The 26,373-nt window shown below is 74.6% G+C and carries 30 protein-coding genes; 7 read left to right on the plus strand and 23 right to left on the minus strand.

From position 1 onward, the window contains the following. On the plus strand, window positions 1-1,674 hold the full coding sequence (locus BD833_RS20160; RefSeq protein WP_208092790.1) for an AMP-binding protein: 1,674 nt from the start codon (window positions 1-3) through the stop codon (window positions 1,672-1,674). On the opposite strand, the gene BD833_RS20165 is transcribed toward BD833_RS20160, so the two are convergent. Next, window positions 1,644-2,582, minus strand: coding sequence for a siderophore-interacting protein (locus BD833_RS20165; RefSeq protein WP_166534954.1), 939 nt, complete (start codon window positions 2,580-2,582; stop codon window positions 1,644-1,646). The genes BD833_RS20160 and BD833_RS20165 overlap by 31 nt on opposite strands. A gap of 132 nt (window positions 2,583-2,714) precedes the next feature. Here BD833_RS20165 and BD833_RS20170 point away from each other — a divergent pair, with 132 nt between their 5' ends. Continuing rightward, the gene (locus tag BD833_RS20170) at window positions 2,715-3,674 is read left to right on the plus strand and encodes an ABC transporter substrate-binding protein (RefSeq protein WP_243737844.1); all 960 of its coding nucleotides are present in this window, start codon (window positions 2,715-2,717) and stop codon (window positions 3,672-3,674) included. Between the two features lie 96 nt (window positions 3,675-3,770). Here BD833_RS20170 and bfr read toward each other — a convergent pair whose 3' ends face one another. From bfr to BD833_RS20205, 7 genes are all read right to left on the minus strand, one after another. Continuing rightward, entirely contained in the window at window positions 3,771-4,253 is a 483-nt protein-coding gene (bfr, locus tag BD833_RS20175) for a bacterioferritin (protein ID WP_166534955.1), read from the minus strand. Next, window positions 4,240-4,470 carry a (2Fe-2S)-binding protein gene (locus BD833_RS20180; protein ID WP_166534956.1) on the minus strand — a complete coding sequence of 77 codons (231 nt, stop codon included), beginning with the start codon at window positions 4,468-4,470 and terminating at the stop codon, window positions 4,240-4,242. The genes bfr and BD833_RS20180 overlap by 14 nt, the downstream gene beginning before the upstream one ends. A gap of 142 nt (window positions 4,471-4,612) precedes the next feature. After that, window positions 4,613-4,858, minus strand: coding sequence for a hypothetical protein (locus BD833_RS20185; protein ID WP_166534957.1), 246 nt, complete (start codon window positions 4,856-4,858; stop codon window positions 4,613-4,615). Beyond that, complete coding sequence (locus BD833_RS20190) at window positions 4,855-6,297, minus strand: glycosyltransferase family 2 protein (RefSeq protein WP_166534958.1); 1,443 nt, start codon at window positions 6,295-6,297, stop codon at window positions 4,855-4,857. The genes BD833_RS20185 and BD833_RS20190 overlap by 4 nt, the downstream gene beginning before the upstream one ends. After that, window positions 6,294-7,043 (minus strand): histidinol-phosphatase, encoded by a 750-nt coding sequence (locus tag BD833_RS20195; RefSeq protein ID WP_166534959.1) that lies wholly within the window; start codon window positions 7,041-7,043, stop codon window positions 6,294-6,296. The genes BD833_RS20190 and BD833_RS20195 overlap by 4 nt, the downstream gene beginning before the upstream one ends. After that, complete coding sequence (locus BD833_RS20200) at window positions 7,040-8,029, minus strand: ATP-grasp domain-containing protein (RefSeq protein WP_166534960.1); 990 nt, start codon at window positions 8,027-8,029, stop codon at window positions 7,040-7,042. Before BD833_RS20200 ends, BD833_RS20195 begins: the two co-directional genes overlap by 4 nt. Beyond that, entirely contained in the window at window positions 8,022-9,125 is a 1,104-nt protein-coding gene (locus BD833_RS20205) for a response regulator (RefSeq protein ID WP_208092792.1), read from the minus strand. The genes BD833_RS20200 and BD833_RS20205 overlap by 8 nt, the downstream gene beginning before the upstream one ends. A 242-nt stretch (window positions 9,126-9,367) precedes the next feature. Here BD833_RS20205 and BD833_RS20210 point away from each other — a divergent pair, with 242 nt between their 5' ends. Then, complete coding sequence (locus tag BD833_RS20210) at window positions 9,368-10,078, plus strand: response regulator transcription factor (RefSeq protein ID WP_166534961.1); 711 nt, start codon at window positions 9,368-9,370, stop codon at window positions 10,076-10,078. An 87-nt stretch (window positions 10,079-10,165) separates the two neighbouring features. Here the strand turns inward: BD833_RS20210 and BD833_RS20215 are convergent, their stop codons facing one another. From BD833_RS20215 to ypfJ, 11 genes are all read right to left on the minus strand, one after another. Then, window positions 10,166-10,834, minus strand: coding sequence for a response regulator (locus BD833_RS20215; protein WP_166534962.1), 669 nt, complete (start codon window positions 10,832-10,834; stop codon window positions 10,166-10,168). After that, window positions 10,828-11,424, minus strand: a complete 597-nt coding sequence (locus tag BD833_RS20220; protein ID WP_166534963.1) for a hypothetical protein — start codon at window positions 11,422-11,424, stop codon at window positions 10,828-10,830. The genes BD833_RS20215 and BD833_RS20220 overlap by 7 nt, the downstream gene beginning before the upstream one ends. After that, a complete protein-coding gene (locus tag BD833_RS20225) occupies window positions 11,421-12,050 on the minus strand; it encodes a signal peptidase I (RefSeq protein WP_208092793.1) in 630 nt (209 codons plus the stop codon). Before BD833_RS20225 ends, BD833_RS20220 begins: the two co-directional genes overlap by 4 nt. A gap of 32 nt (window positions 12,051-12,082) precedes the next feature. Further along, window positions 12,083-12,697: a TasA family protein gene (locus tag BD833_RS20230; protein WP_166534964.1), complete on the minus strand. Its 615-nt coding sequence runs from the start codon at window positions 12,695-12,697 to the stop codon at window positions 12,083-12,085. 179 nt (window positions 12,698-12,876) lie between these two features. Then, on the minus strand, window positions 12,877-14,661 hold the full coding sequence (locus BD833_RS20235) for a sensor histidine kinase (protein ID WP_166534965.1): 1,785 nt from the start codon (window positions 14,659-14,661) through the stop codon (window positions 12,877-12,879). Next, window positions 14,658-15,095 carry a response regulator transcription factor gene (locus BD833_RS20240; protein WP_166534966.1) on the minus strand — a complete coding sequence of 146 codons (438 nt, stop codon included), beginning with the start codon at window positions 15,093-15,095 and terminating at the stop codon, window positions 14,658-14,660. The genes BD833_RS20235 and BD833_RS20240 overlap by 4 nt, the downstream gene beginning before the upstream one ends. Before the next feature lie 206 nt (window positions 15,096-15,301). Next, on the minus strand, window positions 15,302-15,988 hold the full coding sequence (locus BD833_RS20245; protein ID WP_166534967.1) for a DUF3618 domain-containing protein: 687 nt from the start codon (window positions 15,986-15,988) through the stop codon (window positions 15,302-15,304). A gap of 42 nt (window positions 15,989-16,030) precedes the next feature. Further along, entirely contained in the window at window positions 16,031-16,558 is a 528-nt protein-coding gene (locus BD833_RS20250) for a phage holin family protein (RefSeq protein WP_208092794.1), read from the minus strand. A 1-nt stretch (window position 16,559) separates the two neighbouring features. After that, the gene (locus BD833_RS20255) at window positions 16,560-17,384 is read right to left on the minus strand and encodes a hypothetical protein (protein WP_166534968.1); all 825 of its coding nucleotides are present in this window, start codon (window positions 17,382-17,384) and stop codon (window positions 16,560-16,562) included. A gap of 298 nt (window positions 17,385-17,682) precedes the next feature. Continuing rightward, entirely contained in the window at window positions 17,683-18,462 is a 780-nt protein-coding gene (locus BD833_RS20260; protein ID WP_166534969.1) for an enoyl-CoA hydratase/isomerase family protein, read from the minus strand. Window position 18,463: 1 nt separating this feature from the next. After that, window positions 18,464-19,387: a KPN_02809 family neutral zinc metallopeptidase gene (gene ypfJ / locus BD833_RS20265; protein WP_166534970.1), complete on the minus strand. Its 924-nt coding sequence runs from the start codon at window positions 19,385-19,387 to the stop codon at window positions 18,464-18,466. Window positions 19,388-19,497: 110 nt separating this feature from the next. Between ypfJ and BD833_RS20270 the strand changes: the two genes are divergently transcribed. Beyond that, a complete protein-coding gene (locus tag BD833_RS20270; RefSeq protein ID WP_166534971.1) occupies window positions 19,498-19,941 on the plus strand; it encodes a nitroreductase family deazaflavin-dependent oxidoreductase in 444 nt (147 codons plus the stop codon). Window positions 19,942-19,969: 28 nt separating this feature from the next. Here BD833_RS20270 and BD833_RS20275 read toward each other — a convergent pair whose 3' ends face one another. Next, entirely contained in the window at window positions 19,970-21,031 is a 1,062-nt protein-coding gene (locus BD833_RS20275; RefSeq protein ID WP_166534972.1) for a winged helix DNA-binding domain-containing protein, read from the minus strand. Between the two features lie 44 nt (window positions 21,032-21,075). After that, window positions 21,076-21,849, minus strand: coding sequence for a TrkA C-terminal domain-containing protein (locus BD833_RS20280; RefSeq protein WP_166534973.1), 774 nt, complete (start codon window positions 21,847-21,849; stop codon window positions 21,076-21,078). Between the two features lie 79 nt (window positions 21,850-21,928). Here BD833_RS20280 and BD833_RS23340 point away from each other — a divergent pair, with 79 nt between their 5' ends. From BD833_RS23340 to BD833_RS20290, 3 genes are all read left to right on the plus strand, one after another. After that, window positions 21,929-22,054: a hypothetical protein gene (locus BD833_RS23340; protein ID WP_279536041.1), complete on the plus strand. Its 126-nt coding sequence runs from the start codon at window positions 21,929-21,931 to the stop codon at window positions 22,052-22,054. A gap of 111 nt (window positions 22,055-22,165) precedes the next feature. Next, window positions 22,166-22,405 (plus strand): three-helix bundle dimerization domain-containing protein, encoded by a 240-nt coding sequence (locus BD833_RS20285; protein ID WP_166534974.1) that lies wholly within the window; start codon window positions 22,166-22,168, stop codon window positions 22,403-22,405. 39 nt (window positions 22,406-22,444) lie between these two features. Next, window positions 22,445-24,064 carry an ABC-F family ATP-binding cassette domain-containing protein gene (locus BD833_RS20290; protein WP_166534975.1) on the plus strand — a complete coding sequence of 540 codons (1,620 nt, stop codon included), beginning with the start codon at window positions 22,445-22,447 and terminating at the stop codon, window positions 24,062-24,064. A 61-nt stretch (window positions 24,065-24,125) separates the two neighbouring features. On the opposite strand, the gene BD833_RS20295 is transcribed toward BD833_RS20290, so the two are convergent. Then, window positions 24,126-24,971 (minus strand): DUF4190 domain-containing protein, encoded by an 846-nt coding sequence (locus BD833_RS20295; RefSeq protein WP_166534976.1) that lies wholly within the window; start codon window positions 24,969-24,971, stop codon window positions 24,126-24,128. A 139-nt stretch (window positions 24,972-25,110) separates the two neighbouring features. Next, window positions 25,111-26,331 carry an alanine racemase gene (locus tag BD833_RS20300; RefSeq protein WP_166534977.1) on the minus strand — a complete coding sequence of 407 codons (1,221 nt, stop codon included), beginning with the start codon at window positions 26,329-26,331 and terminating at the stop codon, window positions 25,111-25,113. Window positions 26,332-26,373: the final 42 nt, after the last annotated feature.

The following is a 26,373-nucleotide window of genomic DNA, read 5'->3' on the forward strand; positions in this document are numbered from 1 at the left end:
GTGGAGATCGACGCGGGCGGCGGGCCGGTGCCGCCGCGGGACCTGCCCGATCTGCTGGGCCGGCTGGTGCGCCAGGACCCGGATGCGGTGGTGGCGCTGGACAAGGGGCCGGACGGGGCGACGGTGCCGGTGTCCCGTACCGAGCTGGAGCGGCGCGTCGCCGCGCTGACCGGCGAGCTGCGGAAGGCCGGAGTGGGCCCCGGGGACTGCGTCGCCGTCTGGCTGCCGAACTGGAGCGACGCGCTGGTCTGGCAGTTCGCGGCCGCGGCGGTCTCGGCGCACGTGGTCGGGATCAACACGCGCTACAACGTCACCGAGGTGGCGCACGTGCTGGCCCGGGCCCGGCCCGAGCTGGTCGCCCTGGCCCACGACTTCCACGGCCTGGACCTGCTGCGCCGCCTGCGGGAGGCGGTCGATCAGGCGTCGTCACCGGCTCCGGCGGTCGTGCTCGTGCCCGGCCCCGGCCGGGAGCGGCCGGCGGCGGAGGAGATCGCGGCCTCGGACGTCGGGCGCGGCGCCTGGACCCCGGATCCCGACGCGGCGCCGGGTGATCCGGCCGTCCCGGACCCGCAGGCGCTGGCCGTCGCCTTCACGACCTCCGGGTCCACCGGCATGCCGAAGCTCGCCGCGCACCGGGCCGCCGGCGTCCTGTCGCACGCCGTCGCCGACGCGGCGGCGCTCGGGATCGCACCCGGGGAGCACGTGCTGTGCGCCCTCCCGTTGTCCGGCACGTTCGGCCACACCCTCGCCATGGCCGCGCTGGCGGCGGGCGGGGTGTGTGTGCTGGAGCCGGTGTTCGACGCCGACGCCGTCCTCGACGACATGGCGGTGCACTCGGTCACCCACGTGGCGTGCGGCGACGACCTGATGGCCCGTCTGGCCGAGGCCTGGCGAGCGCGCCCCCGGGACCTTTCCTCCTGGCGGTGGTGGGGTGCGGCGGACTTCCAGGGCCGGGCGCGCGAACTCGCGCAGTGGGCCGCCGAGGCGTTCGGCACCACCACGTGCGGGGTGTACGGGTCCTCGGAGCTGTTCGCCCTCACGGCCGCGTGGCCACCGGACGAGCCGGCCCCCGGCCGCTGGGCGGGCGGCGGGCGGCTGGTCTCCCGTGCCATCGAGGTGCGGGTGGTGGACCCGGCAACCGGGAAGGTGCTCCCGCACGGGCAGGAGGGCGAGCTCCAGTTCCGCGGCCCGAACGTCGTCGACAGCTATCTCGGGGACGCCGAGGCGGCCGGGCGGGCGTTCACCGGGGACGGCTGGTTCCGCTCGGGCGACCTCGGCCGGCTGACGGCCGACGACGCGTTCGTGTACGTGGTGCGCATGGGCGACGCCCTGCGTCTGCGCGGATTCCTGGTCGACCCGGCCGAGATCGAGCAGCGACTGGCCGAGCACCCGGACGTCCGGACCGCCAAGGTCGTCGGCGTCCCGGGTCCGGACGGGGCGACCGCGGCGGTCGGCTTCGTGGTCGCCGTGGACGGCCAGGAGCCTGACCCCGCCGAGCTGCGCCGGTGGTGCGCCCGCACCCTGGCGGGCTTCAAGGTCCCCGCGGCGGTCCAGGTCATCGGCGCGATGCCGACGACGAACGGCCCCAACGGCGTCAAGATCCGCGCCGACGTGCTCCGCGAGTGGGCCGTCCGGTCCATGGATCAGTCGGAGTCGCGGCCCTCGCGCCAGTAGCCCATGAAGGCCACCGACCGGCGGTCCACGCCGACGTCCTGCACCAGGTGCCGCCGCAGCCCCTTGACCACCCCGGCCTCCCCGGCCAGCCAGGCGTAGACGCCCGAGGAGCCGGTCGGTACGGCATCGGCGTCGGGGACCTCCCAGAGGATGCCGCTGTCCACGTCGACGTCGACCAGCTCGGCGGCGGGGGAGGGGGCCAGCAGGTCGCCCAGCTCGCGCACCGTGGCGACGACGGCGGCGGTGAGCAGCCGGCCCCGGGGCTCGGCCGGTGCGCCGTCGGCGGGCCAGCGGGGGAGCCAGGTGATGTCGACGCCGGCGGGAGCGGCGACGTTCAGGGCGTCGGCGGCGGTCGGGACCTCGAGGAGGACCCGGGCGCGGCGCCCGTCGGGGAGGCTCTCCACGATCGCGCAGATCGCGGGCACGGCGGTCTCGTCGCCGGCGATCAGCAGGCACGAGGCGTCGGCCGGCGGGTGCCACTCGACGCCGCCCGTGGGCCCGGGGAAGCGGGCGTTCGGGCCGACGAGCACCACCTCGTCCCCGGTGGCGGCCTGCTCGGCCCAGGCCGACGCGGGGCCGGTGGCACCGTGCAGGACGAAGTCGACGTCGACCTCCTGCCGCTCGGGCCGCGCCGCGCGCACCGTGTAGGTGCGCAGCGGCATCCGGCGCTCGGGCGGCAGCGCCCGCCACTCGCCGTACCAGTCGTCGCCGGCCGGGCAGTCGAGGACGCCCCGGCCGGGGAGCGGCAGCAGGACCTTGATCCGCTGGTCCAGCCCGTTGGAGGAGAAGTCGCCCAGCTCCGGCCCGGCGAAGGTGATCCGCAGGAAGCTCGGGCTCAGCCGCTGCACCCGCGACACCTGCACCGGGAAGGTGCGGTAGGCGGGGATCTGCGGTGCGACGACCGTCACGGGGCCTCCCGGATCCAGCAGGTGCGGGCCGTCTCTCGACTTAGGCTAGCCTTCCCTGTCTTCCGGCAGTCTTGCACATGGTTGCCGACCGATCCAGCCGCATGCCCCGGGCATGCGCACCGAAGGAGAACGATGACGATGCGCCTCGTGCGGGCGAGCAGCCTCGTGGTGGTGGCCGCTCTGGCCCTGACCGCTTGCGGGCACGACCCCGCCCCCGAGGGAGACGCCGCCGGCGGTGCCACCGCCTCGGAGGCCGGCTTCCCGCGCACCGTGGAGCACGCCATGGGCAGCACCGAGATCCCGGCGGAGCCCGAGCGCGTCGTCGTCCTGGACACCGGCGAGCTCGACTCGGCGCTCTCCCTGGGCGTGACGCCCGTGGGTGCGGTGACCACGGCCGTCTCCGAGGAGTTCCTCAGCTACCTGGCCGAGGACGCCGAGGGCGTCGAGGTCGTCGGCACGATCGCCGAGCCCGACCTGGAGGCGATCGCCGCGCTGGAGCCGGACCTGATCCTGTCCAACTCCGTGCGGCACGAGGACATCTACGAGCAGCTGGCGCAGATCGCGCCGACCGTGTTCGCCGCCGACCTGGGCGACACGTGGAAGGAGAACCTCCTGCTCGACGCCGAGGCGCTCGGCAAGGAGGAGGAGGCCGAGGAGCTGCTCGCCGACTACGAGGAGCAGGCCGGGCGGCTGGGCGAGGACATCGGCGACGCGGCCGGCACGACGGTCAGCCCGCTGCGCTTCGTCGGCGGGGCGATCCGCGCCTACCGGCCCGACTCCTTCATCGGCACGGTCCTGGCCGACATCGGCCTGGACCACATCGAGCTGCCGGCGGGGGAGAACCCCACCTTCGCCGAGCTGAGCCCCGAGCAGCTCACCCAGGGCGACGCCGACATCGTCCTCTACTCCTCCTACGGCGCGGCGGACGAGTCCGGCGAGGCCGAGGTCGTCGGCGGCCCGCTCTGGCCGCGGCTGACCGCCGTTCAGGAGAGGCGGGCGTTCCAGGTGGAGGACGACGTCTTCTACACCGGCATCGGGCTGCGGGCGGCCACCCTCCAGCTCGAGCAGCTGCGGGAGCTCCTGGCCGGCTGACCTCCGGATACGACGAGCACCCGGATGCGACGAGCACCCCGCTACGTCGAGGGCCCCCTCCCGGAGACCGGGAGGGGGCCCTCGACGTACCGGGCGTCAGGGCGTCTCGGTGACGATCTGCGCGGCGAGGTACTGCGGCGAGCCGACCCGCTCGATGGCGGCGATCTGCGCCTCGAACCAGTCGGCGTGCTTCTCCTCGTCGAGGACCATCTCCTCGAACACCGACGCGGTGCCGTGGTCGCCGAGGTCGTGGCACTCCTTGGCGGAGGCGTTGAACTGCGCGACGGCGGCCTTCTCGCTGTCGAGGGCCAGCACCAGCATCTCCTCCGCGGTCTCCCCGACCCGGATGGAGCCCAGCCGCTGCAGGTTGGGGTGGCCGTCGAAGAGCAGGATCCGCTGGATGAGGGCGTCGGCGTCCCGCATCTCGTCGATGGAGAGGTCGTAGAACACCTTGCCCAGCTTGGGCAGGCCCCAGGCGTCGAGCATGCGCGCGTTGAGGAAGTACGTGTTGGTGACCGTGAGTTCGAAGGTCAGCGCGTCGTTGAGCAGTTCGACCACGCGGGGGCTAACGGGCTGCACCGGCTACTCCCAGCTCTCGCTCGGCCGGGCGCTCGGTGGTGCGCCCGGCTCGGACCGGGCAATGCTTGCACACCAGGTCCCGGAGCGAGTCGACGCAGTTGCCGCAGGTCCGGCCGGCACCCGTGGCCCGGGCGACGTCGGCGACGCACTGCGCGCCGTTCGCGATCGCCTCGAGGATGTCGCGGTCGGTCACCACGTTGCAGTGGCACACGTACATGGAGCGGGTCGCCTAACGCGAGACGGCAGGGCGGCGCTGCTCCGGCGCACGGCCCGGGGCAACGCCACGCAGGTTAGCCTGGCCTAAGCCCTCGGCGCCAGCCCTGCAGGTCGGTGATCCGGCGGCGGCCCGGATGCGGCGCTCAGCCGGCGAGGACGAGGACCCGCACGAGGTAGAGCAGCACGACGACGGTGATCGCCGCGGCGAGGCCGACGTACAGCCGCCGTTCGCGCACCCGGTCGGCCTCGGTCTCGTCGGCCAGGGCCACGGGGTCGGCCCACACCGGGAGGCGGCCGCCGCAGCGGGCCAGCTCCTCGTCGGTGAGCACGACCGGCGGGCTGACCCGGTAGGGCTGCCCCGCTCCGGTCAGCTGGTGGACGGCGCTCATGCCGCGACCCTCCCGGTCTTCTCGGTCTTGTCCCAGGTCATCGCGGCCCCGCGGAACTCCTTGACGTAGGCGTCCACGGTGATCGCGCACATCATCGGCCCGAAGCCGACCAGGTACAGCGCCAGCGGCGCCAGCGGGCGGCCCCACCGGCTGAGCTCCAGCCTGCGCACGCCGTAGGCCAGCGGGATGCAGAGGACCAGCCAGCTGTAGACGAACAGCGTCCACGCCGTCTCGGCGGCGCCCGACAGCGGCACCACCCCCGGGAAGGCCGCCGTCAGCAGCACGACGAAGGAGATGGCCCCCGGGAAGAGCAGCGCCTCCCGCCACACCTTCCGGCCGGTCGGCGGGTCCACCGAGATGGTCAGCGTGATCATGAAGACGAACGTGGCGATCGGCACGAACACCGCCGCCCCGAAGACGCTCCCCGCGAGGTCGCTGTCGAGCAGGTAGAGCCCGATCAGGCCGACCGACGTCAGGACCATCGCCACCGGCAGCAGCAGGATGGCGAACCAGAAGATGCCGAAGAAGATGCCACCCAGCCCCGGGTGCACCGACCGGCGGAAGAACAGGTGCCGGTACATCGAGGTGATCTGCACGTTGCCGCGTGCCCAGCGCAGCCGCTGCTTCCAGAGCGCGTCGACGCCGGCCGGCTCCTCGGCGAGCACGCGGGCGTGCGGCTCGAAGACGACCCGGCGCCCGGCCAGCTGGGTGCGGAACGTGGTGACGGTGTCCTCGGCCAGCGAGGAGGTGTCGATCTGGCCCCCGATCGCCAGCAGGTTCTCCCGGGTGTGCAGCTGCGCGCCACCGGCCAGGCAGGCCATCGCGCCGGCGACGTTCTGCGCGCGACGGGAAGCGGCCTGCGCCGCGAGGTAGTCGAAGCCGATGAACCGGGTCATCCCCTTGGGGTCGCGGCTGCCCTCGCGGATGTAGGCGGTGACCGCGCCGACGGTCGGGTCGGCCAGGTGGCGGGTCATCTTCCGCAGCGAGACCGGCTCGTAGATGACGTCGGCGTCCATGATCAGCAACGCCTCCATCCAGTCGTCGGCGAGGATCTCGCGCAGCCCGTGGTTGAGCGTGTGCGCCTTGCCCTCGCCGCCCTTGTCGCGGCGCAGGTGCACGACCCGTCCGGGGTGGCGCGCGGCACACGCGGCCAGCACGGCGGGGGTGTCGTCGGTGCTGGCGTCGTCCACGACGTAGACCCGCAGCCGCTGCGGCGGGTAGTCCAGCGACATGAGCCGCTCGATGCTCATGGGCAGCACCGCGGCCTCGTTCCAGGCCGGGATGACCACCGCGACGTTCGGCAGGTACGGGCCGGTCTCCCGGTAGTGGTTGCGCACCGCGTGCAGCGGGATGACCAGGAACTGGGCCAGCCCGGCCACGACCGGGATCGCACCGATCCCGACGAGGACGAGCAGCAGGACGACGAGGACGTCGGTCATCGGGCACCCACCAGCCGGGTGGCCGACGCGGCATCGGCGACCCAGGAGTAGCGGCCGACGGTCGTGGCGTCGTGGCTGTCCGTGGAGCCGACGAGGGTCACGCCGGCGGCGGCCAGCGCCACCACCACGCGGGGCCCGGGGCAGCGCCACTTCTCGTTGACCTCAACCGTCGTGCCGGTGCGGACCGCGGCGTCGGCGATGGCGGCGATGTGCTCGTCGAGCAGCGAGCTCTCGTGCAGGCCGATCTTGGGCAGCAGCGAGAACAGGTGCGCCAGCTGGCCGCGCCCGGCCCGGCCCATGGCGCGGACGGTGGCGTCGACCAGCGTCGAGAGGGCGTCCTCCGGGCGCAGCCCGGCGGCGATCTCCTCCAGCGTCCGGCGCGGGCTCCACGGGCCGTCCGGCCCGGGGAACTGGTGGTCGGCGATGAGGACGCGGTCCACCCCGCCGGGGCCGACGACGAGGTCGTCGGGCACGTCCAGGCGCCCGGAGGCGTCGAGGATCTTGGCCTCGACACCGGTCAGGACCTCCAGGCCCTCGATCCGGGGGAGGGCGGCGACCTCGGCGAGGAAGCCGGACACCCACGCCGTCGACGTCCGGACGTGGTCGACCATGCGGATGCTGGCCAGGCCGGTGTCCCGCGCGGCGACGAGGTTCTCCATCGGCGCGCTGACCGCGTCGTCGGACCAGGTGGAGTGCACGTGGTGGTCGGTGAGCACCAGGTCCAGGCCGGGCAGGGTGGTGGTCATCGGGGGGCCTCCGAGGGGACGAGGTCGGCGGGGGCGACGAAGACGTCCTCGAGGTACCGGACGACGGCGAGCTCGGTGAACGGCACGTGCGACGGCAGCGGGCGGCCCAGCGCCAGGTCCAGCGCCAGCGACGGCATGTCGACCCCGGCCGCCACCGTCAGCGGCATGGCACCGGGGAAGCGCGGGTTCACCTCGAGCAGCGCGGGACGGCCGTCGGCGTCGCGGCGCAGCTGCACGTTGGCCACCCCGACCAGCCCGATCGCGGCGGCCACCCGGCGGGCGGTCTCCTCCAGCTCCGGGTCGGCCACGGTGGCCCCGGCGACCGAGACGCCGGAGTCGACCCGCAGCCGCGAGCGGGGAACGGCCGCGACCACGTGCCCGTCGGCGTCGGCCAGGGTGTCGACGGAGTACTCGTCCCCGGGCAGGTGCGCCTGGACCAGGATGTCCTCGTCGCGGCCGAGGGCGCGCAGCGCGGCGGCGTCCTCGACCAGGTGCACGCCCCGGGAGCCGGCGCCGCGCCGCGGCTTGACGATCACCGGGTAGTCCCAGCTGTCGGGGTCGGTGTCGCCGAGCAGCGCGGTGCGGGGGGTCGGCAGCACGTCGGCGCAGCGCCGGGCCAGCGCGTACTTGTCCAGGCAGACCTCGAGGGTCTCCAGGCTCGGCGCGGCCAGCGTGGTGCCGACGGCGTCCAGCCGCTTGCGCTCGGCGGCCAGCCGCGGCAGCTCGACGTCGACGGTGGAGAACAGCACGTCGACCCGCTCCCGCTCGCACAGGGCGACCAGGTCGTCGACGAAGTCCTCGGCGAGGCCGGGACGGACCAGGTGCCGGGCCGCTGCGCCGACGAGGTACAGACCGCTGGCGTAGCGGTCCATGTCGGCGGCGAGCAGCTCGACGTCGGGGCGCCGGGCCAGCGAGCGCAGCACGGCGATGCCGGCCGGGCCCCCGGCACCGGTCACGAGAACACGGGTGGGAGTGGGGTCAGACACCGAAGCGCTCCGGGGTGGTCGTAGGGGACGTCGAGGACGACGAGGAGGTGGTGGAGGGGGCGGCGAAGGCCGACCCGCTGGTGGCGCCGACGACGCCGCCGGCGTCCCGGATCACCTCGAGCGGCTCGCAGTACTGGCCGCCGCTGCCGTAGCGGGACCAGTAGCGGGCCGTGGCGAGGACGAAGTCGTCCTGCAGGTAGGCGCGGATGCCGGCCTGCGAGCGGAAGCTCTTGAGCAGGTCGAGCTTGGTCGTGGTGAAGCCGTCGATGCTGACGAACCGGCTCGGCCGGAAGTCGATCGTGGCCGAGGGGCTCTGGAAGCAGGCGACGGTCGGCACGTTCCGCGTGGCCACGGTCGCCGCCTGGTGGACGGCGCGGTGGTCCTGGTGCCGGTCGTTGGCCGAGTGCGTGTAGACGATGCCGGGCGACACCTCGCGCACGACGCGCTCGATGATCGACATCGTCGGGTCCATCGGGCTGATGCGGGTGTCCTCGAGGTCCTCGAGGAAGAGCCGGGCGCCGATCAGCTCGGCGGCGGCCAGCGACTCGTTCTGCCGGTCCCCGGCCTCGCCGCCCCGGGCGCCGCGGCTCAGGGTGAGGATGACCACCGGGTCGCCGGCGGAGCGGTGCGCGGCGAGGGTCCCGCCGACGCCGATCTCCACGTCGTCGGGGTGGGCGCCGATGGCCAGCACGGTCTGCCGCGGGGCGGTGGCGGCGCGCCTGGCCTGGGCGGTCTCGGCCAGCCGGCGGATCGTCGCGGCCAGGGTGTCCTTGGGCACGGGCTTGACGAGGAACTCGTCGGCGTTCCGGCGCAGCGCGTCCACGGCGTAGTCGACCGTCGCGTGCGCCGTCATCACCGTGACCGGCAGGTCCGGGCACACCTGGCGCAGCCGGTCGAGGAACTCCAGCCCGGTCATCCCCGGCATCTCGATGTCGGTGATCGCCGCGTCGAACTCCACGCGGGCGACCAGGGCCAGCGCCTCCATGGGGTCGGCGCACGTGGTCACGGTCATGCCGCCGCGCTGCAGCACCGTGCGCACGAAGAGTGCGGTGTCGGGATCGTCGTCGACGACCAGGACGTGCAGTGCACCGTCCACGGTTTCCGGCTCCCTCGGTCGGCTCCCCCGGCGACCGGGGTGGGGACGGGTGCCCCCGCGGAGGTTGACGGCCGGAATCCGGGCCGCCCTGAGCCGGGGCGGCGGCACCTCATCCCTTGGGGTGGGCCGACCCTCCCGGGCGGTCGTCCCGGTGCTCAAGCTGGTCGCCCCGGCTGCCGATCACCCGGTCAGGTGACGGGAGGACCGACCTCCGCACCGGTGATGCAGCAGAGGGGGACGTCGTGCCGGAGCAGTCCGTGCTCGTGGTGGAGGACACCCAGGAGATCCGCGAGCTCGTGACCACGGTGCTGGAGCGGGCCGGGTTCGCGGTGCGTGCCGTGGGCACCGGGGCGGCCGCGCTGGAAGAGGTGCGGCGGGACCCGCCGGACCTCATCGTGCTCGACCTGGGGCTCCCGGACACCGACGGCACCGAGGTGTGCCGGCAGATCCGCGCCGAGACCCCCTGCTACGTCCTGATGCTCACCGCGCGGGCCGAGGAGGTCGACCTGCTCATCGGGCTGGCCGTCGGCGCCGACGGGTACATGGCCAAGCCGTTCTCGCCGCGCGAGCTCACCGCCCGCGTGCAGGCGATGCTGCGCTTCCCGCGGACCGCGCCGCTGCCCGCGGCCGACCCGGCCGCGACCGCCGAGTCGGTGCGCCGGCTCGCCGAGCTCGAGGTCGACGAGGACAGCCGCGAGGTGCGGGTCGACGGCGCCGTCGTGGACCTGACCCGCACCGAGTTCGACCTCCTGGCCGCCCTGGCGTCCCGGCCGGGCCGGGTGCTGCAGCGGGAGACCCTGCTGCGCGAGGTCTGGCAGACCGACTGGGAGGGCAACCTGCGCCTGGTCGAGGCGCACATGTCCAACCTGCGCCGCAAGCTGGTCGCCGCCGGGCTGCACTCGCCCGAGATCAGGACGGTCCGCGGCGTGGGCTACCGCCTCGTCGCCGCCTGACCTCCCGGGGGCATAGGAAGCTATCCACCCGTCTCGGGGGCTCGAACCGCAGGTAAAGCTTCCTATGCCTCGAGGGGCGGGGTCCTGTCAGGCGCCGGCGAGCTCGTGCAGCTGGACCACGCGGGAGTGCGCCAGCACCCCGCGGCGCGCGTCGGCGGCGATCTCGCGGCAGATCGAGGCCACCTCGGGGTGCCCGAGCTGACCGCTCGTGCCGGCCAGCGTGTGCGCGGCGAAGGCGACCGCGGTGGCGTCGCCGGTGCGGGTGTGCCGGTCGATCGCCGAGAGGCGGGCGGGCAGCGCGTCGGCGTAGATGCCGCGGAGCCGGGTCATCAGCTCGGCGTCCACCAGGTCGGCGTCGTCGGGCACGTCCGTGTCGTCGGACCGCGCCTGCTCGGCCGGCCCCGTGGTCCGGCGGCGCAGGAAGTCCAGCAGCGCCCGTGCGGTGACGGGCTTGGCGAGCGTGGTGAGCGCGCCCGCGGCGGCGGCCTCGGCCCGGACCTCGTCGGTCGGGTCGGCGGTGACGACGACGAACCGGGCGGACGAGCCGTTGCGACGGATGCGGCGGAGCATCCCGGTCCCGGAACCCCCGGGCAGCTCGGCGTCGGTGACGACCAGGTCCACGTCGGTGACCAGTGCGTGCCGGACGGCGTCCTCCGGGCCGGCGGCCTGCTGCACGTCCCAGCCGCCGAGGCACAGGAGGTCGGCGACCTCGTCCCGGGCGGTGGCGTCGGCGTCGACGACGAGGGCGGTCAGCACGTCAGCGCCGTCGTCCGCGCGGAGTCCGCGGTCCAGCCGTAACGGGTTTCGGTGGTGACCAGCAGGCTGGGCCGGTAGTACAGCGCGTCGGCATCTTGCACAGCACTGACCTGGGTCCCCGTGGTCCGGAGCATCGGGGCGACGCTGCCGTCGATCCCCAGATGTGCCGAGACCAGGTAGCCGGTCACTTCCCGGGTGGGGCTGCCGGTCCAGCGCAGCGTGACGTGCAGGTCGGTGTTCTTGTCGACGGTGGTGGTCGTCGTCTCGTCGGTGCCCGGGCCGGCGGTCGAGCTCTGCGTGGTGCTGTCGACGTTCGTGCTGCTGTCCGCGTACGTGATCGTCCGGCTCCAGGCGGTCTGGGTCTGCACCCTCGTGACGGGGTCGGTCCGGACCGTCCGCTTCGTGGTGGTCGTCGTCGTGACGCAGTGATCCTCGACGGTCAACCCGGTGGGGGCCTGGACGGTGACCGTCGGGATCTTGGTGCTGACCACGGCGGTGTCGTTGAAGGCGGCCCACGCGGGGAGGGCAGCGCCGAGCGCGACGGCGACGGCGAGCCCGGCCACCACCAGGACGCGGCGGATGCGGCTCATGCTCGCTCCTCGGTCTCGTTCCGGGTGGGGCGCCAGATGGCCAGCAGCACCCAGGCGGCGAGCAGCGCGGGGGCGCCGTAGAGCAGCGCCTGGCTGATCACCGGGGTGCGCAGCAGCTGGATGAGGTGGCCGATCTCGGGGACCACGGCCCGGACCTGGTAGACGGTGTCGCCCTCCAGGCCGGCGGTCCACGGGTCGATGGCCTCGTTCGCGTCGCCCTTGGTCTGCACGGCGACGGTGCCGTCGGCGGCGGTCTCGACGGAGACCACGCGGTGGGTCACGAGGCTGTGGTCGCCCACCGGCATGTGGTAGGTGATCACCATGCCCTCGGTCACCTCGGAGACGCTGACCGGGGTGGCGATCGTGACGTCACCCGGCTCGATCTCGGGCGCCATGCTCGCGGTCAGCATGGTCATGGTGCGGTAGTCCAGGACGTGCGGTCCGACGGCCAGGACGGCGAACGCCAGGACGGCGACCCCCATGGCTCCGCGGACCAGCCACGGGACCGTGCGGCCCAGGATCTGGCGGGCCCGGCCGGCCGGCGTGCCGGCCGTGGAGCGCTCGTCCTCGGCCGGGGGCAGCTGCACGGCTGCCCCCGGGGCCGGGACGGGGAGGACGGTGGTCATGGCGGGTTCTCCGAGTGGTCGTCGGGATGCGATCAGCGGGCGGTGCCGGTGGCCTGCGTGCCGGTGAAGGTCAGGCGCAGCGTGGCGGTCTTGCCCTGGAAGGCGTTGTCGGCCGCGGTGGGCAGCGAGATCGAGAAGACGAGGTTGTCCGAGCCGCCGGCGGAGAGCGACTTGAGCGCGCCCAGGTTGGCGGCCGCGAGGACCGGCCCGGTCGAGAGCTGCTTCTCGCCGCTGGCGCAGGTGTAGGTGCGCGCCGCGTCGGTGCCGCCCTGGACCCAGGCGACGTCGCAGGACTTCACGGTCAGCTGGAGGCCGTTGGCCGTGCCGTTGGTGAGGACGCTCGACGTCGTGTTCGTGGCGGACAGGCCGACCGAGGCCAGGCCGGTGTTGCCGTCGTTCTTGAGGGTCACCGCGCGGGTCAGGCTGTCACCGGGCACGAAGCCGGCCGTGGTCACCGGGATGGCCGCCGCGGGCTGGGTCAGGTCGATCGAGACGGTGCCGGAGGTGATCGTGGTGTCGACCGAGGTGCTGTCGGTGAAGCTGCCGAAGGTGCCCATGCCGGCGACGGCGGCAGCGGCGCCGAGCACGCCGAGCGAGCCGACGACCTTGCGGGCGGTGGAGCTGGTGGTGGTGGTCTTGGTGCTCATGTCCTGCGTCTCCTGTGTCCGTGGGGCCACCGGGTTTCCGGCGACACCGAGGACTCTGGCGGCCCAACCGCAGGCCACCCGCCAGCGATCCGCAAGGAATCCGCAAGAAGACGGAGCGCGCCGGAACGCGCCGCGCCCCCCGTCCCCGAGGGGGCGGAGGGCGCGGGCACGGGTGTCGGTCACGCGGGAACGGGCAGGGTCATCGTGAAGGTGGTGCCCACGCCCTCGGTGCTCACCAGGTCCAGCGTCCCGCCATGGGCGGTGGTGATCGCCTTGGTGATCGTGAGCCCGAGCCCCACACCGGGGACGGCGTTGCGCTGGGCGTTCGACGTCCGGAAGAACCGGGTGAACATCTGCCCCTGCTCGCCGGCCGGGATGCCCATCCCGGTGTCGGCGACCGACAGGAGCGCCACCGGCGCCGCGTCCGGGGCCGGGGAGCCGGTGACCTCGCCGTCGGGCGTCCGCCACGCCGGGCGCAGGACCAGCTCGACCCGCCCCCCGGCCGGCGTGAACTTGACCGCGTTGGAGACCAGGTTGTCGCAGGCCTGACCCAGCCGGACGGCGTCGCCGTCGACCACCAGACCGTCGTCGGGGACGTCGACGACGAGCTGCACGCCCGCGGCCGCGGCGGCGACGCGTGCGGTCTCCTCGGCGGCCCGCACCACCCCGGCCAGGTCGACCGCGGCCGGCTGGAGGGTGAACCGGCCGCTCTCCACCTGGGCGGTGAAGAGCAGGTCGCCGACCAGGCGGAGCAGACGCTGGGCGTTGCGCTCGACGGTGGACAGGTACTGCCGCTGCTCGTCGGTGAGCGGTGCGTCCTCGTCGTCCATGACGAGCTCGAGGTAGCCGAGGATCGAGCTCAGCGGGGTGCGCAGCTCGTGGCTGATGAGGCTCACGAACTGGTCCTTCATGCGCTCGGTGGCCCGGACCTCGGTCATGTCGGTGCCGACGAAGTTCCAGCCGGCGTGCGTGCCCCGGTCGTCCGACCGCGGGGTGATGGCGACCGACACCGTGCGGTGCCGGCCGTCCGCCGCGACGTAGGTCCAGTCGCGGACGTCGCTGCCCCGTTCGCGCGCGGCGTGCACCAGGGCGTCCAGGCCGGACGCCGACCCGTTGGCCTCGGCGGCGGAAGCGAGCTCCTCGGGGACGTGGAAGTCGAGGATGGACCGGGTGCGCACGACCTCCGGTCGCGGCACCCCCAGCATCTTCTCCGCGCCGGGGTTCCAGACCCGGATGGTGCCGTCGCGGTCGGTGCCGATGATCGACTGCTCCGTCACGGCGTCGATGACGCTGGTCATGGTCTGGGCGCGGGCGGCCAGGATCCGCGAGGCGGTGTCCAGCTCGTCGGCGCGGCTCCGGACCTGGGCCAGCAGGGCGGCCTGCTCGCGCTGCAGCCGCGCGATGTCCCGGGCCTGGTCGGCGTTGCGGCGGGTGCCCACGTTGATCGCGGCGCCCCCGACGGCGACGACCAGCGGGCCCAGCAGGAGGGCGCCGGGCATGGTCGCGGTACCGGGCAGGTGCGCGCCGATCAGCTGGGGAAGGGCGAGGACCACCGCCGTCCCGGCCACCGCGACCGGGACGCCGCGGCGGCCCGCGTGGGTGGAGAGCGTCCACAGCGGGCTGACGAGCAGGAAGAGGATCGTCGGCGCGGCGCTGCCGGCGTAGAGCAGGGCGATGGCGGCCAGGTGGGCGACCGGCACGGCGAGGGCACCGGCGCCGGCGAGCGGCCGGCGCAGGGACCAGGCTCCCGCGATGGCGGCGAACGCGATCGCCAGCCCGGTGTGGACCAGGGCCGGCCGGACGACGGGCAGCGCACCGACCAGGAGCAGCAGGGAGGCCGCCGCGAACATGACGGTGCCCGGCAGGAGGTTCCCGGCGGCGGTCTGCCAGCCGGTCGGGTCGAGCAGCCGGTGCCGCCGGCGGGCAGCGGCCGGGGCGGGCGGGTCGAGGACGGCGATGGTCATGCCACGGCCTCCCGGGAGGCGAGCGCGCGCACCTGCTCGACCAGGCCGACGACGGTGAAGGGCTTGGCCAGGTAGGCGTCAGCGCCGGCGGAGAGGCCGCGGGCCACCTCGTCGGGGGAGGCCCCGGCGGAGAGCAGCAGGATCCGGATGCCCGCGGTCGCGGGGTCCTCCCGGAGGGCGGCGCAGATCTCCAGCCCGGTGGCGCCGGGCATCGAGACGTCGAGCACCGCGAGGTCGGGCAGCTCCGCCCGGGCGGCCGTCAGCGCCGCGGTGCCGTCGGGTGCGGAGGCGATGACCTGGCACCCGGCCTTGCGGACGGCGAGGGACACCAGCTGGCGGATGTCGTCCTCGTCGTCGGCCACGAGCACGCGGGTCGGGCCGGCGGGATCGGCCCCGGCGGGGCGGTCGCCGGGGGAGGGCGGGGCCGAGTGCACGGCTGCTCCCGTCGGTCGTGGTCACGCACCGCTGGGAACGGTGGGACCGGTGGCGTCGTCCTGGGGAGGAACGGCGCACCGAGGGGCTGCCTGCAGCGGGGGGCGGGGGGTGCTCACCCGTCGGGGGTGGGCCAGGACAGCACTGCGCCCCGCCGGGGATCCCGGCGGGGCGCAGGCGACGAGCGCGGGTCGGGACCCGCGGGTGGTCAGGAGCCGGACTTGCTCTGCGCCGACTGCTTGGACTGCTGGGCCTGGCCCTGCACCGACTGCTTGGACTGCTGGGCCTGGCCCTGCACGTCCTGCGCGGCCGACTGGCCCTCCTGCTTGACGGTCCCGGCCGCGTCCTGAGCGGTGGCCTTGACCTCCTCGACCGCGTGCTGGGCGGCGGGCTTGAGCTGCTCACCGATCTCCTGCGCGGCCTGCTTGGCCGGCTGGAGCAGCTCGTCCTTGTGCTCGCGCAGCGCGGACTCGGCCTGCTGGGCCAGCTGCTGCTCGCGCTGCGAGGCGGGCAGCAGGCTGGAGACCAGCCACCCGACGCCGAAGGCGATCAGCCCGGCGGCCAGGGGGTTGCCCTGGGCCTGCTGGGTGAGCTGCTGCGGCACCTGCTGCACCGACTCCATGGCGCCGGACGCCTTGTCCTGCACGGACCCCGCGGAGTCCGACGCCCGGCCCTGGGCGTGGTGCATCTTGTCCTGCGCCGTGGACATGGTGTCGTGGGCGGAGCCCATCACCTTGTCCTTCAGGCCGCTCACACGGCCCTTGGCGGCGGTCACCCGCCGGTCCATCACGCGAGACGGGTTGACCTTCTCGTTGAGGGCATCGACGTCGTAGCTGAGCTCGCGCCGAGTGTCCTCGATCTGCCGCCGGATGACGTCCGGGTCACTGCTGGTCATGGTTCGGCTCCTGCCGTTCGGAAGACCTCAGCGGTCTGGTGGTCAGTTGGGCTTCAGGGCGCCGGGCACCTGCTGCAGGGTGTCCACGGTGCGCTCCGGCTTGGGGTTCACCTGCTTGAACTTCTTGCGGCCCATCGAGAAGGCCACCGCGCCGACGATGCCCCAGAGCACGGCGACGATGAGGCCCGCCCAGCCGACCGGGATGGCGCTGGCGAGGGCCCACATGAGGGCGAGGGAGAGGAACAGCGCCACCATGTAGCCGGCGAAGCCCGCGGCACCGAACATGCCGGCGCCCGTGCCCGCCTTCTTGGCCTCGGCCTTGAGCTCCACCTTCGCGAGCTCGAGCTCCTGCCGCATCAAGGTGGACATGTCCTTGGCGACCTCGCCGATCAGGGCGCCGACCGACACACCTTCGACGTCGGGGTGCCCGGCGTCGGTGGTCGGGGTGCCCATGGCCCCGCTGTAGTTCTGGTCCTGCGAGTAGTCGGCCGCGTAGTTCTGCGGCGTCGGCTCGGCATAACCCTGGGGCGTCGCGCCCGCGGGGGTGGCCCCGGAGTAGGGGGTGCTCATGTCAGGCCACCCCGCCGGGCCGGCGTGCCGGGTCGTCCCAGCCGGCCGGCGTGGCCGGCGGCACGACGGCGCCCTCGGGGGGCACGGTGCCGTACGGCGGCGGGGGCAGCGGGGCGCCCGTGCCGGTCGCGACGCCGGTGGTGGCCGCCGAGTAGTCGGAGTACGTCGGCGCCGGGTCGACGTAGTTGATCGGGGTGCCCCGGTAGCCGGAGTTCCCGGTGTTCGAGCCCGAGCCCGAGTCGGTGTGCGCGGCCTTGACCCCGCTGGTCAGCCGGCCGGCGGCGATACCGGCGACGGCGGCGCCGAGCAGGAACATGCCGGGCTTGCGGCGGGCGAACCGGCGGACCTCGTCGAGCAGCTCGGCGGGCTCCTTGTTCTGGAGCATGGAGGCGAAGCTCTCGACCGAGCCCGACGCCTGCTGGAGCAGGTCGCGGACCGGGCCGGGGGCGCCCTCGCTGCTGCCGTCGGCCAGCCCGCGCATCTGCTGCGCGATGGCGTTGAGACCCTCGGCGGCCTTCTGCTGCTGACCGACCGCCTGGTCCTTCAGCTGCGAGCGGCCCTGGTCGAGCAGGTCCTTGGCCTGCCGCTGGGTCTCGTCCGCGACGTTCCTGGCCTGGTCGGCGGCGGTCGAGGCGACCTGGCTGCCGGCCTGGGCGGCGGTCTGCCCGACGTTGCGGGCCTCGTCGCGGGCGACGTCCTTGGTGTGCTTGGCCTCGTCCTTGGCCACGTCCTTGGTCGACGGGCTCCCGGTCGTGGTGGTAGTGGTGGTGGCGCCCGTCGTGGCCGGAACCGGCGGCGGGAACGGGGCGTCGATGGAGTGAGTCATCGGTCCTCCTCGGCATGCTTCGTGGTCGGTGGGAGCGCTACCCCGCAGCTGTTGCGACACACATCCGGAACGGCTGATCACCGGCCCGGACGGCCGTGACGACGGCGGTTCGGCGCCCGTGTGTCGGGCGGGAGTGCTGAGTGACGTCCACCCGGCGCGTCCGTGCGTCTCGGGGCGGGACCGGGGTGGCAGGGAAGGGCAGCGCCACGCGCTGCGCCGTCCCGCTGCCGCTCGCTAGAGCACCGTTCCGCGCAGCGGCTGAACTACCCGCGTCGGAGGGGTGATCAAACGGAGGCGATCAGCCCGCCGGGCCGAACCGCGGTGGCCGGCGCTCGGCGAAGGCCCGGACCCCCTCGGCCAGTTCGCCCGAGGCGATCGTCTCCAGGTAGCCCGCGGCGGCGACGTCCTCGCCGTCGCCCCCGGCGGCCAGCGCCGCGACGACGTCCTTCGTGGTGCGCTGGGTCAGCGCCGAGCGGGAGGCCAGCACCGCGGCGAACCGGTGCACCTCCGCCGTCAGCTCGTCGGGCCCGACCAGCCGGTCGACCAGGCCGGTCCGCAGCGCGTCGGCTGCGTCGATCAGCTCGCCGCTGTAGAGCAGGTACTTGGTCGTGGCCGGGCCGACGAGGTCGACCAGCGCCCTGGTGGACGACGGGGTGTACACGATGCCGACCTTGGCGGGGGTGACCCCGAAGACCGCGGAGGAGTCGGCGAAACGCAGGTCGCAGCAGGTGGCCAGCTCCACGCCGCCCCCGATGCAGTGGCCCCGGATCACCGCCACCGTCGGCTTGGGGAAGGAGCGCAGCGCCGCCTGGGCGGCGAGGTTGTGCCGCCGGACCTCGGCCATCGGGTCCCTGGGGTCGTCGCCGCCGAGCAGGTCGGAGATGTCGGCGCCCGCGCAGAAGCTGGGGCCCTCGCCGGTGACCAGCAGCACCCGGACGGCGGGGTCGTCGGCCAGCGGGGCCAGCACGTCGGGCAGCGCCGCCCACATGCCCACGGTCATGGCGTTGCGCTTCTCGGGCCGGTCGATGGTGAGGACGGCGACGGCGCCGTCCCGGGTCACGCGGAGCTGGTCGGTCATCTCAGCCCAGGCCGTCGGTGGCGAAGGTGTCGCAGCGGCCGGGGTCGCCGGTCTCGTACCCGGTGCGGAACCAGCGCTGCCGCTGCTCGGAGGAGCCGTGGGTGAACGCGTCCTGGTCGACCGTGCCCCCGCCGAGGTTCTCCTGGATGAAGTCGTCGCCGATGCGCCCGGCGGCGTCCAGGGCCCGGGCGATGTCGTCGTCGGTGATCTCGGCGATCAGCGGCTGCCCGGAGTCGTCGGGCACCGTCTCGGCGTGGCTGGACCAGGCGCCGGCGAAGCAGTCGGCCTGCAGCTCCAGCCGCACGGTGCCGCTGGTCGGCCCGCTCTCACCGGGGGTCACCTGCCGGTTGATCCCCAGCAGGTTCTGCACGTGGTGCGCGTACTCGTGGGCGATGACGTAGGCGTTGACGAACAGCCCGCCCCGGGCGCCGAACTGCTGCTCCAGCTGGTCGAAGAAGCTGAGGTCGATGTACACCAGCTCGTCGGCCGGGCAGTAGAACGGCCCCGACCCGCTGGTCGCCCCGCCGCAGCTGGTCTGCACGGCGCCGTCGAAGAAGACGGTCTGGGTGGGGCGGTAGTCCGCGCCGAGCACGCCGGACCAGTAGTCCTGGATCGACTCGATGTCGGCGACCACCGCGCACTCGACCGACTCGTTCGCATCGGCCCCGGTGCGGCACTCACGGGCCAGCTCGCCGTTCCCGACCGTGCCGCCCGAGCCCGCGCCGGGGAAGCCGCCGATCGCCGCGCCGGTGCCGTCGCCACCACCGCCTCCCAGGACCTGGATCAGCACGACGACCAGGAGGCCGACCACGCCGAGCCCACCCCCGCCCACGGCGAGACCCCGGCCGCGACCGGACCCGCCGCCACCGCCCCGGACGTCCCGCACCCCCGACGTGTCGAGGTCGGCTCCTTCGCTGTACCGCATCCTGCGCTTCTCCTCTTGCTGACCGGCCGCCCGAACGGTGCCACCGGGCCGGGACGGCCGCGACCCGGGTCGCCGCGCACGCCGCCGCGGCGGGCCCTAGATTCGGCTGCATGCCGCTGGAAGGTGAGTACGAGCCGAGCACGGAGCAGTGGGTGCGCGACCAGGTGGAGCGCTACGAGGCCACCGGTGGCCGCGAGGCCGACACCCTCATGGACACGGGGCTCCCCGTGGTGATCTTCAGCACCCGCGGGGCGTCGAGCGGCAAGGTGCGCAAGCAGCCGCTCATGCGGGTCGAGCACGACGGCGTGTACGCGATGGTGGGCTCCAAGGGCGGGGCGCCGACCGACCCGGCGTGGGTGCGCAACCTGCGCGAACACCCCGACCAGGTCACCGTGCAGGACGGCCCGGAGCCGTGGGACGGCGTGGCCCGGGAGATCTCCGGCGCCGAGCGCGACGAGTGGTGGGAGCGGGCGGTGGCCCACTATCCGCCCTACGCCGAGTACCAGCAGAAGACCGAGCGCCAGATCCCGGTCTTCCTCGTCGAGCGCCGCTGACCCTTCCCCCGGGGCTCCGGCCGGCCGGTCAGGGCCAGCCGGCCGCGAGCCGCGGGACGGCCGCCTGCACGCCGGGGGGCCAGGCGGTGAACGGCTCCGCGTCGGGCGTGCGCGCGCCGCCGCGACCGGTGAACCGCCAGGTGCCGGTGATCCGGCCGTCGGCGACCACGGTGGGGCGGAAGACGCCGTTGCGCCCGGGCACGATCCGCTCGGCGAACTCCGGGTCCAGGACGGCGCTCCGGTCGGCGTAGCCGAGCACGAACTCGTCGAAGCCGGACAGGAGCAGCGGCTCGCCGGCCTGCGCGCGGTGGGCCGCGCAGCGGTCGGGCGTCTCCGGGTCGAGGAAGTGCTCCCTGCCGTCGACCTCGAGGCGGTCCAGCCGGTCGCGGACCGCCGCCAGTCCGGCGCGGACGTCGCGCACCGTGGTGCCCGCCCAGCGGACCAGGTCGGAGACGGTCGCCGGGCCGTGCCCGGTGAAGTACCGCAGCACCAGCTCGGCCAGCGCCTCCTCCCGCGCCGGCCGGCGGGCGTGCGGCACCCACTCGTCGAGCAGCACGAACAGCTGCTCACCCGCCTCGGTGGGCCCGAGGCAGAGCGTGCCGGTCTGCGCGAGGAACCACAGCAGGTGGTACCCCCGCTGGCCGGTGGTCGCGACGCCGCCCGCGTCGATCGCGCCGAGCAGCGCGGCGCGGGAGAGCCGCCCGCCACCGGACAGCGCGGCGACGGCCAGCGCGCGGGCGCGCTCGGCGTCGGCATCGGTCAACCCGAGGGCGGCCCGCCGCCCGGCCAGCCCGGTCAGCGCCCGGGGCCCGAGCAGCTCGAGCATCCAGGGCAGGTCCTCGGCCGCGACCAGGTGCAGGGTGCCGCGCATCGGCCACGAGCGCACGACCGCCCCCTCGTCCAGGGCGCGCACCACCCCGGCGCGGTCCCGGGCACGGGTACGCAGGGCCACCGACGCCAGCGCGCCGGGGAAGTCCTGGCCCTGGGCGGCGGTCAGCCGGCGCACCGCGGCCGCGGCGTCCTCCTCGGGCGGGCCGGCCAGCCGCTGCGCCACCAGCCGCATGAGCGCCAGGTCATGCGTCGTCGTCACGCCGTACACCGTCCCAGGTGGGTGCGACGGAACCGGCTCCGCGGTCAGCGGCGCCGCGGCCGCCGCTCGATGACCTCCGCGGGGGGTGTGGCCGCGTGCCAGGCGCGGGACCGCTCGCCGGCGGCGTCCCCGGTGTCCCCGTGCACCCGGTCGGTGATGTCGTCGAGGATCGCCTGCCGGCCGTAGAGCACCACCACGTCCCCGGTGCGCAACCGCAGCTCCTCGCTCGGCGCGCCGTGCCAGGTGCCGTCGTCCCGTTCGACACCGAGCACCGTGACCCCCTCCTCGGGGAGGCGCAATCGGCCGATCGGCCGCGCGGCGATCCAGTCGTCCTCCTCCACCGGCAGCTGGACCACCCGCCAGTGACCGCGCACGTGCAGGAGCGCGGCGTAGTCGCGCACGTCCAGGTCCGCCACCCGCCGCAGCGCCCGCTCGATCACCCGGCGCAGCAGCTGGTCGACCCGGTCGTTGCGGGCGAGCCAGAGCAGGGCCACCAGCGCGCAGACGATGACCAGCGTGCGCCGGACCCCGGTGCCGGTCGAGTCCACGCCGGCGTAGGTGAGGATCAGGGTGCCCAGGACCGAGACCACGCCGGCGCCGCTGACCAGCATCAGCACCATCACGATGCGCCGGCGCACCGGGTGGCTGACCACCGCCTCGGCCTCGGAGGTGGTGAAGCCGGTCCCGGTGAAGGCCGAGCGCGCCTGGAACCGGGCGTGCTCCAGGGTCATGCCGGTCATGGTGAAGGCGACCGTGGCGATCCGGGTGACCAGCAGGCCGATGATGACGATGACGACGAGGGAGACGACGGCGAGCACCCCTCCACCCTGACCGCCGCCGGGAACGGGAGCGACTCCGCCCGGCCGGGGGCACCCCCCGCCGGTAGCCTCGGCAGCCGTGATGGGCATGGGCGGGGCCGGTGGCCGGGACGCGGAGCGGCGGCGGCGGCTGGTCGCCCTGGTCATCGTGCTCGCGATGGTGCTGGCGGCCGGGGCGACCGTGCTGTCGATCGTCCTCGGCTGAGCCGCGAGGTCTTAGGTCCCTGGCGCGGGACGCAGCGGAACGGCACCGTGGTGGAACCCCCCGCCGCTGCCGGCACCGGACGCGGCCCGTTCCCGGAACCAAGGACCGCCGATGACCCTCGCCGTCCCGCCGAGCGCCTCCGCCGCAGACGATGCCTCCGGGCCCGTGGACGACGCCGTGACGGCTGCCGTCGGCCGGCTCAGCGGGGAGTTCGCCGGCCGGGTCGGACCGCAGCTGGTCGTCCGGGTCGTGCGCGACTGCCGCCGGGAGCTGGGCGGGTCGCCGGTGGGGGCGCTGTCGGAGCTGGTCGAGCGCCTGGCGCGCTACCGCCTGGACCGCCAGATCGGCTGACCCCGGAATCCGGTTGCTGCCGCCCGGCAGGATGGGCGCGTGGGCTACGTCGACGTGACCGGGATCCGGCACACCCTCTCCGACGGCCGGGTGCTCCTGGACGACGTCAACTTCCGCATCGGCGAGGGCGCCCGGGCGGCGCTGGTCGGCGAGAACGGCGCGGGCAAGACGACGCTGCTGCGGATCATCGCCGGTGACCTGACCCCCGAGGAGGGGGCGATCGCGCGGACCGGTGGGCTCGGCGTGATGCGGCAGTTCATCGGCTCGGTGCGCGACGACACCACGGTGCAGCGGCTCCTGGTGGACCTCTCACCACCCGCCGTCCGCGCTGCCTGGGACGCCGTCGAGGCGACCGAGCTGGCGCTCATGGAGTCCGACGACGAGCGCGCGCAGATGGCGTACGCCGGGGCGCTGGCGGAGTGGGGTGACGCGGGCGGCTACGAGGCCGAGGTCACCTGGGACACGGTGACCGTGGCCGCCCTGGGCGTTCCGTACGAGCGGTGCAAGTACCGGGAGCTGTCCACGCTGTCGGGCGGCGAGCAGAAGCGGCTGGCCCTGGAGGCGCTGCTGCGCGGACCCGACGAGGTGCTGCTGCTCGACGAGCCGGACAACTACCTCGACGTCCCCGGGAAGCGGTGGCTGGAGCAGCGGCTGCTCGAGACGCGCAAGACGGTGCTGTTCGTCAGCCACGACCGGGAGCTGCTGGCCCGGGTCGCCGACCGGGTGGTCACCGTCGAGGGCGGGACGGCGTGGGTGCACGGCGGCGGCTTCGCCAGCTACGCCGACGCCCGGACGGCGCGGCACGACCGGTTGGCGGAGCTGCGCCGGCGCTGGGACGAGGAGCACCAGCGGCTGGTCGACCTGGTGCGCACCCTCCAGCAGCAGGCCGCCAACTCGCCCGACATGGCCAACCGCTACCACGCGATGCAGACCCGGCTGGCCAAGTTCGAGGCCGCGGGGCCGCCGCCGGAACGCCCGCCGGAGCAGAAGGTGGCGATGCGGCTGCGTGGCGGCCGCACCGGGGTGCGGGCGGTCATGGCCGAGCAGCTGGAGCTGACCGGGCTGATGAAGCCCTTCGACCTCGAGGTCTGGTACGGCGACCGGGTGGGCGTCCTGGGTGCCAACGGCGCCGGGAAGTCGCACTTCCTGCGGCTGCTCGCGGGCCAGGACGTGGCGCACAGCGGCGCGTGGCGGCTGGGCGCGCGGGTGGTGCCCGGCTTCTTCGCCCAGACCCACGCGCACCCGGGGTGGCAGGACCGCACGCCGGTGGACCTGCTGTGGCACGGCGAGCCCGGCCGGCCCGGGGTGGACCGGGGCCGCGCGATGGCGGCGCTGCGGCGGTACGGGCTCACCGACGCGGCGGACCAGCCCTTCCGCACGATGTCCGGCGGGCAGCAGGCCCGGTTCCAGATCCTGCTGCTGGAGCTCTCCGGGGCGACGCTGCTGCTGCTCGACGAGCCCACCGACAACCTCGACGTGCTCTCCGCCGAGGCGCTGGAGGAGGCGCTGGCGGCCTTCGACGGCACGGTCCTGGCGGTCACCCACGACCGCTGGTTCGCCCGGTCGTTCGACCGGTTCCTCGTGTTCGGCGCCGACGGCCGGGTGTACGAGTCGGCCGAGCCGGTGTTCGACGAGTCCCGGGTGGTCCGGGCCCGCTGAACCCGGCGCGCGCCGGGAACCGGCCGGACGTGCCCGCGGGCACGTCCGGCCGGTGCGGTGCCTAGCCGAGCGCGTAGAAGACGCGCGCGTCGGAGTCCCAGCTCATGGTGGGCTCCACCGAGAGCTGCGCGCCGGCGAGGGCGGCAGGCGGCACGTCCATGCAGAACTGGAAGGTGTCCGATCCGCCCGGGTTGAGGGTCGGCGCCTGCATGGCGTCGTCGGGCAGCACCGCCGCGCAGTCGGAGTCGCTGTACTGGCGGTTGTCGCTGCCGTGCACGACCGCGGTGAGGTCCATGCCCGGGAAGCCCTCCTCGGTGCCGGTGTAGGTCACCGAGAACTGCGTCATCACGTACTGGCCGTTCGCCGCCGGCTCGTTGAACTGGTTGGCGGCGGCCACGGTCGCGTTGGCGTCGAGCTCCACGGCGTCGAGCCGGACCTGGTAGTCGCCGACCTGCGCCGGGACGCCGAGCGGCACGACCTCGGTGGGCTCCTCGACCGGCGCCACGTCGGTGGGGTCCTGGGCGGCGGGGTCCTGGGCGGCGGGCTCGGTGACGCCGTCGGCCGCCCGGTCCAGCTCCTGCTGGACCTCGTCGATGACGTCGGCGTAGAAGGCCTGGGTCACGAAGACGACGACGAGTGCGAGCACCGTGGTGACGAGGCCGGTGATCGCCATGCCCATGCCGCCGTGGGTCCCGCGGCGGGCACGCAGCAGCGCGGGGATGGCCAGCCCCAGCCCGACGAGGGCGAGAACGGCCGCCCCGTTGTTGATGATCGGGATCCAGCTGAGCAGCAGCGCGATGATGCCGAGCACCATCGCGGCGATGGCCAGCCCGGCACCCTTCTTCGGCGGTTGGTAGGACGGGGGCGGGCCGTAGGACTGCGGCGGCGCCTGCGGGGGGTAGGTCAAGACGTCTCCTCGGACGATGCGGTGGTACCGGGCGGGACCGTATGGGCGGAACGGCTCCGCGCCGCTCACCCGCCGCCCGACACCGCCGGTGGCTTCCCAGCCGCCCCACGGGCCACGGCAGCCTGCCCGTCCGCCCTGCTCAGCCGAAGGCCCGGCCCTCGCCGCGGTAGGAGGGCAGCGCGTCCGCCACCCCGCCGTCGGCGACGGCGTGCAGGACGTCGACGTGCTCGCAGACCTCGCCGGCCTTCGCGTGCCGGAACCACACCCGGCTGCCCACCCGCAGCCCGGCGGCGCCCGGTCCCCGCAACGGCGTCTGGACCTCCCCGACGCCCTCACCCGGCAGCCACCGCAGGCCGGCCGGCCAGGTGGGTACCGGCAGCCGGTCGGCGCCCGGCGGGCCGGACGCGATCCACCCGCCGCCGGCCACGGTGACCACCCCGGGCGCGGGGACGCGGGTGACCGGTACGACGAAGAAGGTCGCCGGCCGGCCGCGGAAGGCGCGGTAGTGGTCGAACAGGGTGGGGGAGTACAGCCCCGACCCGGCCGCCACCTCGGTGACCGGTTCCTCGGCGCTGGTCCGCTCGAGGCTGCCGGTGCCCCCGCCGTTGACGAACCGCAGCGGCGTCACCTCGGACACCGCGGCGACCACGGCGGCGCGGCGGGCGGCGAGCTCCCGGCCCGACACCGCCTGCATGCCGCGCACCGCGAGGCCGCGCAGCGGCCGGCCGGCGGGGGCGTCGGGCAGCCCGGCGATCTGCGCCTCGTAGGCCATGAGCCCGACCAGCTCGACGCCGGGCCGGGCCACGATCGCGCGGGCGAGGGCCGCGGCGTCCGCAGGGGTGTGCACCGGCGAGCGCCGCACCCCCAGGTGCACCCGGCCCCCGGCGGCGCGCAGCGAGGCGTCGACGTCGATGCACACCCGCACGACCGGCCGCCGTCCCGGTGGCACGAGGGAGTCGAGCAGGTCCAGGTGGTCGGTCGAGTCGACCATCACGGTCACCCGCCCGGCGAGCTGCTCGTCGGCGGCCAGGGCGCGCAGCGCGGTGGCGTCGGCCGTCGGGTAGCCGACGAGGACATCGGTGCTCACCGGGTCCTCGCCGCCGGCCAGCCACAGCGCCTCGGCGAGGGTGTAGGCGAGGACGCCGGCGAACCCCGGCCGGGCGAGGACGCGGCGGAGGACGCCGCGGCAGCGGACCGACTTGCTGGCCAGCCGGATCGGGGTACCGCCGGCACGGGCCGCCAGGTCGGCGGCGTTCGCGTCCAGCGCCGCGAGGTCCAGCACGGCGAACGGTGCGTCCAGCCCGGCCGTGGCGTGGTGCAGCGCAGCCTGCCGTCCGTCGGCCGGGAGATCGGCGATCATCGGCCGCAGCGTGCCCCGGTCGGCGCTGCCGGGCAAGCCCTG

It is taken from the genome of Blastococcus xanthinilyticus, assembly GCF_008124835.1.
Classification (GTDB): Bacteria; Actinomycetota; Actinomycetes; order Mycobacteriales; family Geodermatophilaceae; genus Blastococcus; species Blastococcus xanthinilyticus.

Bases quoted from the DNA above. Each gene is read 5' to 3' on its own strand.
- BD833_RS20170 (WP_243737844.1), top strand. From the start codon at position 2,715: ATGACGATGCGCCTCGTGCGGGCGAGCAGCCTCGTGGTGGTGGCCGCT.
- BD833_RS20180 (WP_166534956.1), bottom strand. From the start codon at position 4,470: ATGTACGTGTGCCACTGCAACGTGGTGACCGACCGCGACATCCTCGAG.
- BD833_RS20185 (WP_166534957.1), bottom strand. From the start codon at position 4,858: ATGAGCGCCGTCCACCAGCTGACCGGAGCGGGGCAGCCCTACCGGGTC.
- BD833_RS20190 (WP_166534958.1), bottom strand. From the start codon at position 6,297: ATGACCGACGTCCTCGTCGTCCTGCTGCTCGTCCTCGTCGGGATCGGT.
- BD833_RS20195 (WP_166534959.1), bottom strand. From the start codon at position 7,043: ATGACCACCACCCTGCCCGGCCTGGACCTGGTGCTCACCGACCACCAC.
- BD833_RS20220 (WP_166534963.1), bottom strand. From the start codon at position 11,424: ATGAGCCGCATCCGCCGCGTCCTGGTGGTGGCCGGGCTCGCCGTCGCC.
- BD833_RS20225 (WP_208092793.1), bottom strand. From the start codon at position 12,050: ATGACCACCGTCCTCCCCGTCCCGGCCCCGGGGGCAGCCGTGCAGCTG.
- BD833_RS20230 (WP_166534964.1), bottom strand. From the start codon at position 12,697: ATGAGCACCAAGACCACCACCACCAGCTCCACCGCCCGCAAGGTCGTC.
- BD833_RS20235 (WP_166534965.1), bottom strand. From the start codon at position 14,661: ATGACCATCGCCGTCCTCGACCCGCCCGCCCCGGCCGCTGCCCGCCGG.
- BD833_RS20245 (WP_166534967.1), bottom strand. From the start codon at position 15,988: ATGACCAGCAGTGACCCGGACGTCATCCGGCGGCAGATCGAGGACACT.
- BD833_RS20250 (WP_208092794.1), bottom strand. From the start codon at position 16,558: ATGAGCACCCCCTACTCCGGGGCCACCCCCGCGGGCGCGACGCCCCAG.
- BD833_RS20255 (WP_166534968.1), bottom strand. From the start codon at position 17,384: ATGACTCACTCCATCGACGCCCCGTTCCCGCCGCCGGTTCCGGCCACG.
- BD833_RS20260 (WP_166534969.1), bottom strand. From the start codon at position 18,462: ATGACCGACCAGCTCCGCGTGACCCGGGACGGCGCCGTCGCCGTCCTC.
- ypfJ (WP_166534970.1), bottom strand. From the start codon at position 19,387: ATGCGGTACAGCGAAGGAGCCGACCTCGACACGTCGGGGGTGCGGGAC.
- BD833_RS20270 (WP_166534971.1), top strand. From the start codon at position 19,498: ATGCCGCTGGAAGGTGAGTACGAGCCGAGCACGGAGCAGTGGGTGCGC.
- BD833_RS20285 (WP_166534974.1), top strand. From the start codon at position 22,166: ATGACCCTCGCCGTCCCGCCGAGCGCCTCCGCCGCAGACGATGCCTCC.
- BD833_RS20300 (WP_166534977.1), bottom strand. From the start codon at position 26,331: ATGATCGCCGATCTCCCGGCCGACGGACGGCAGGCTGCGCTGCACCAC.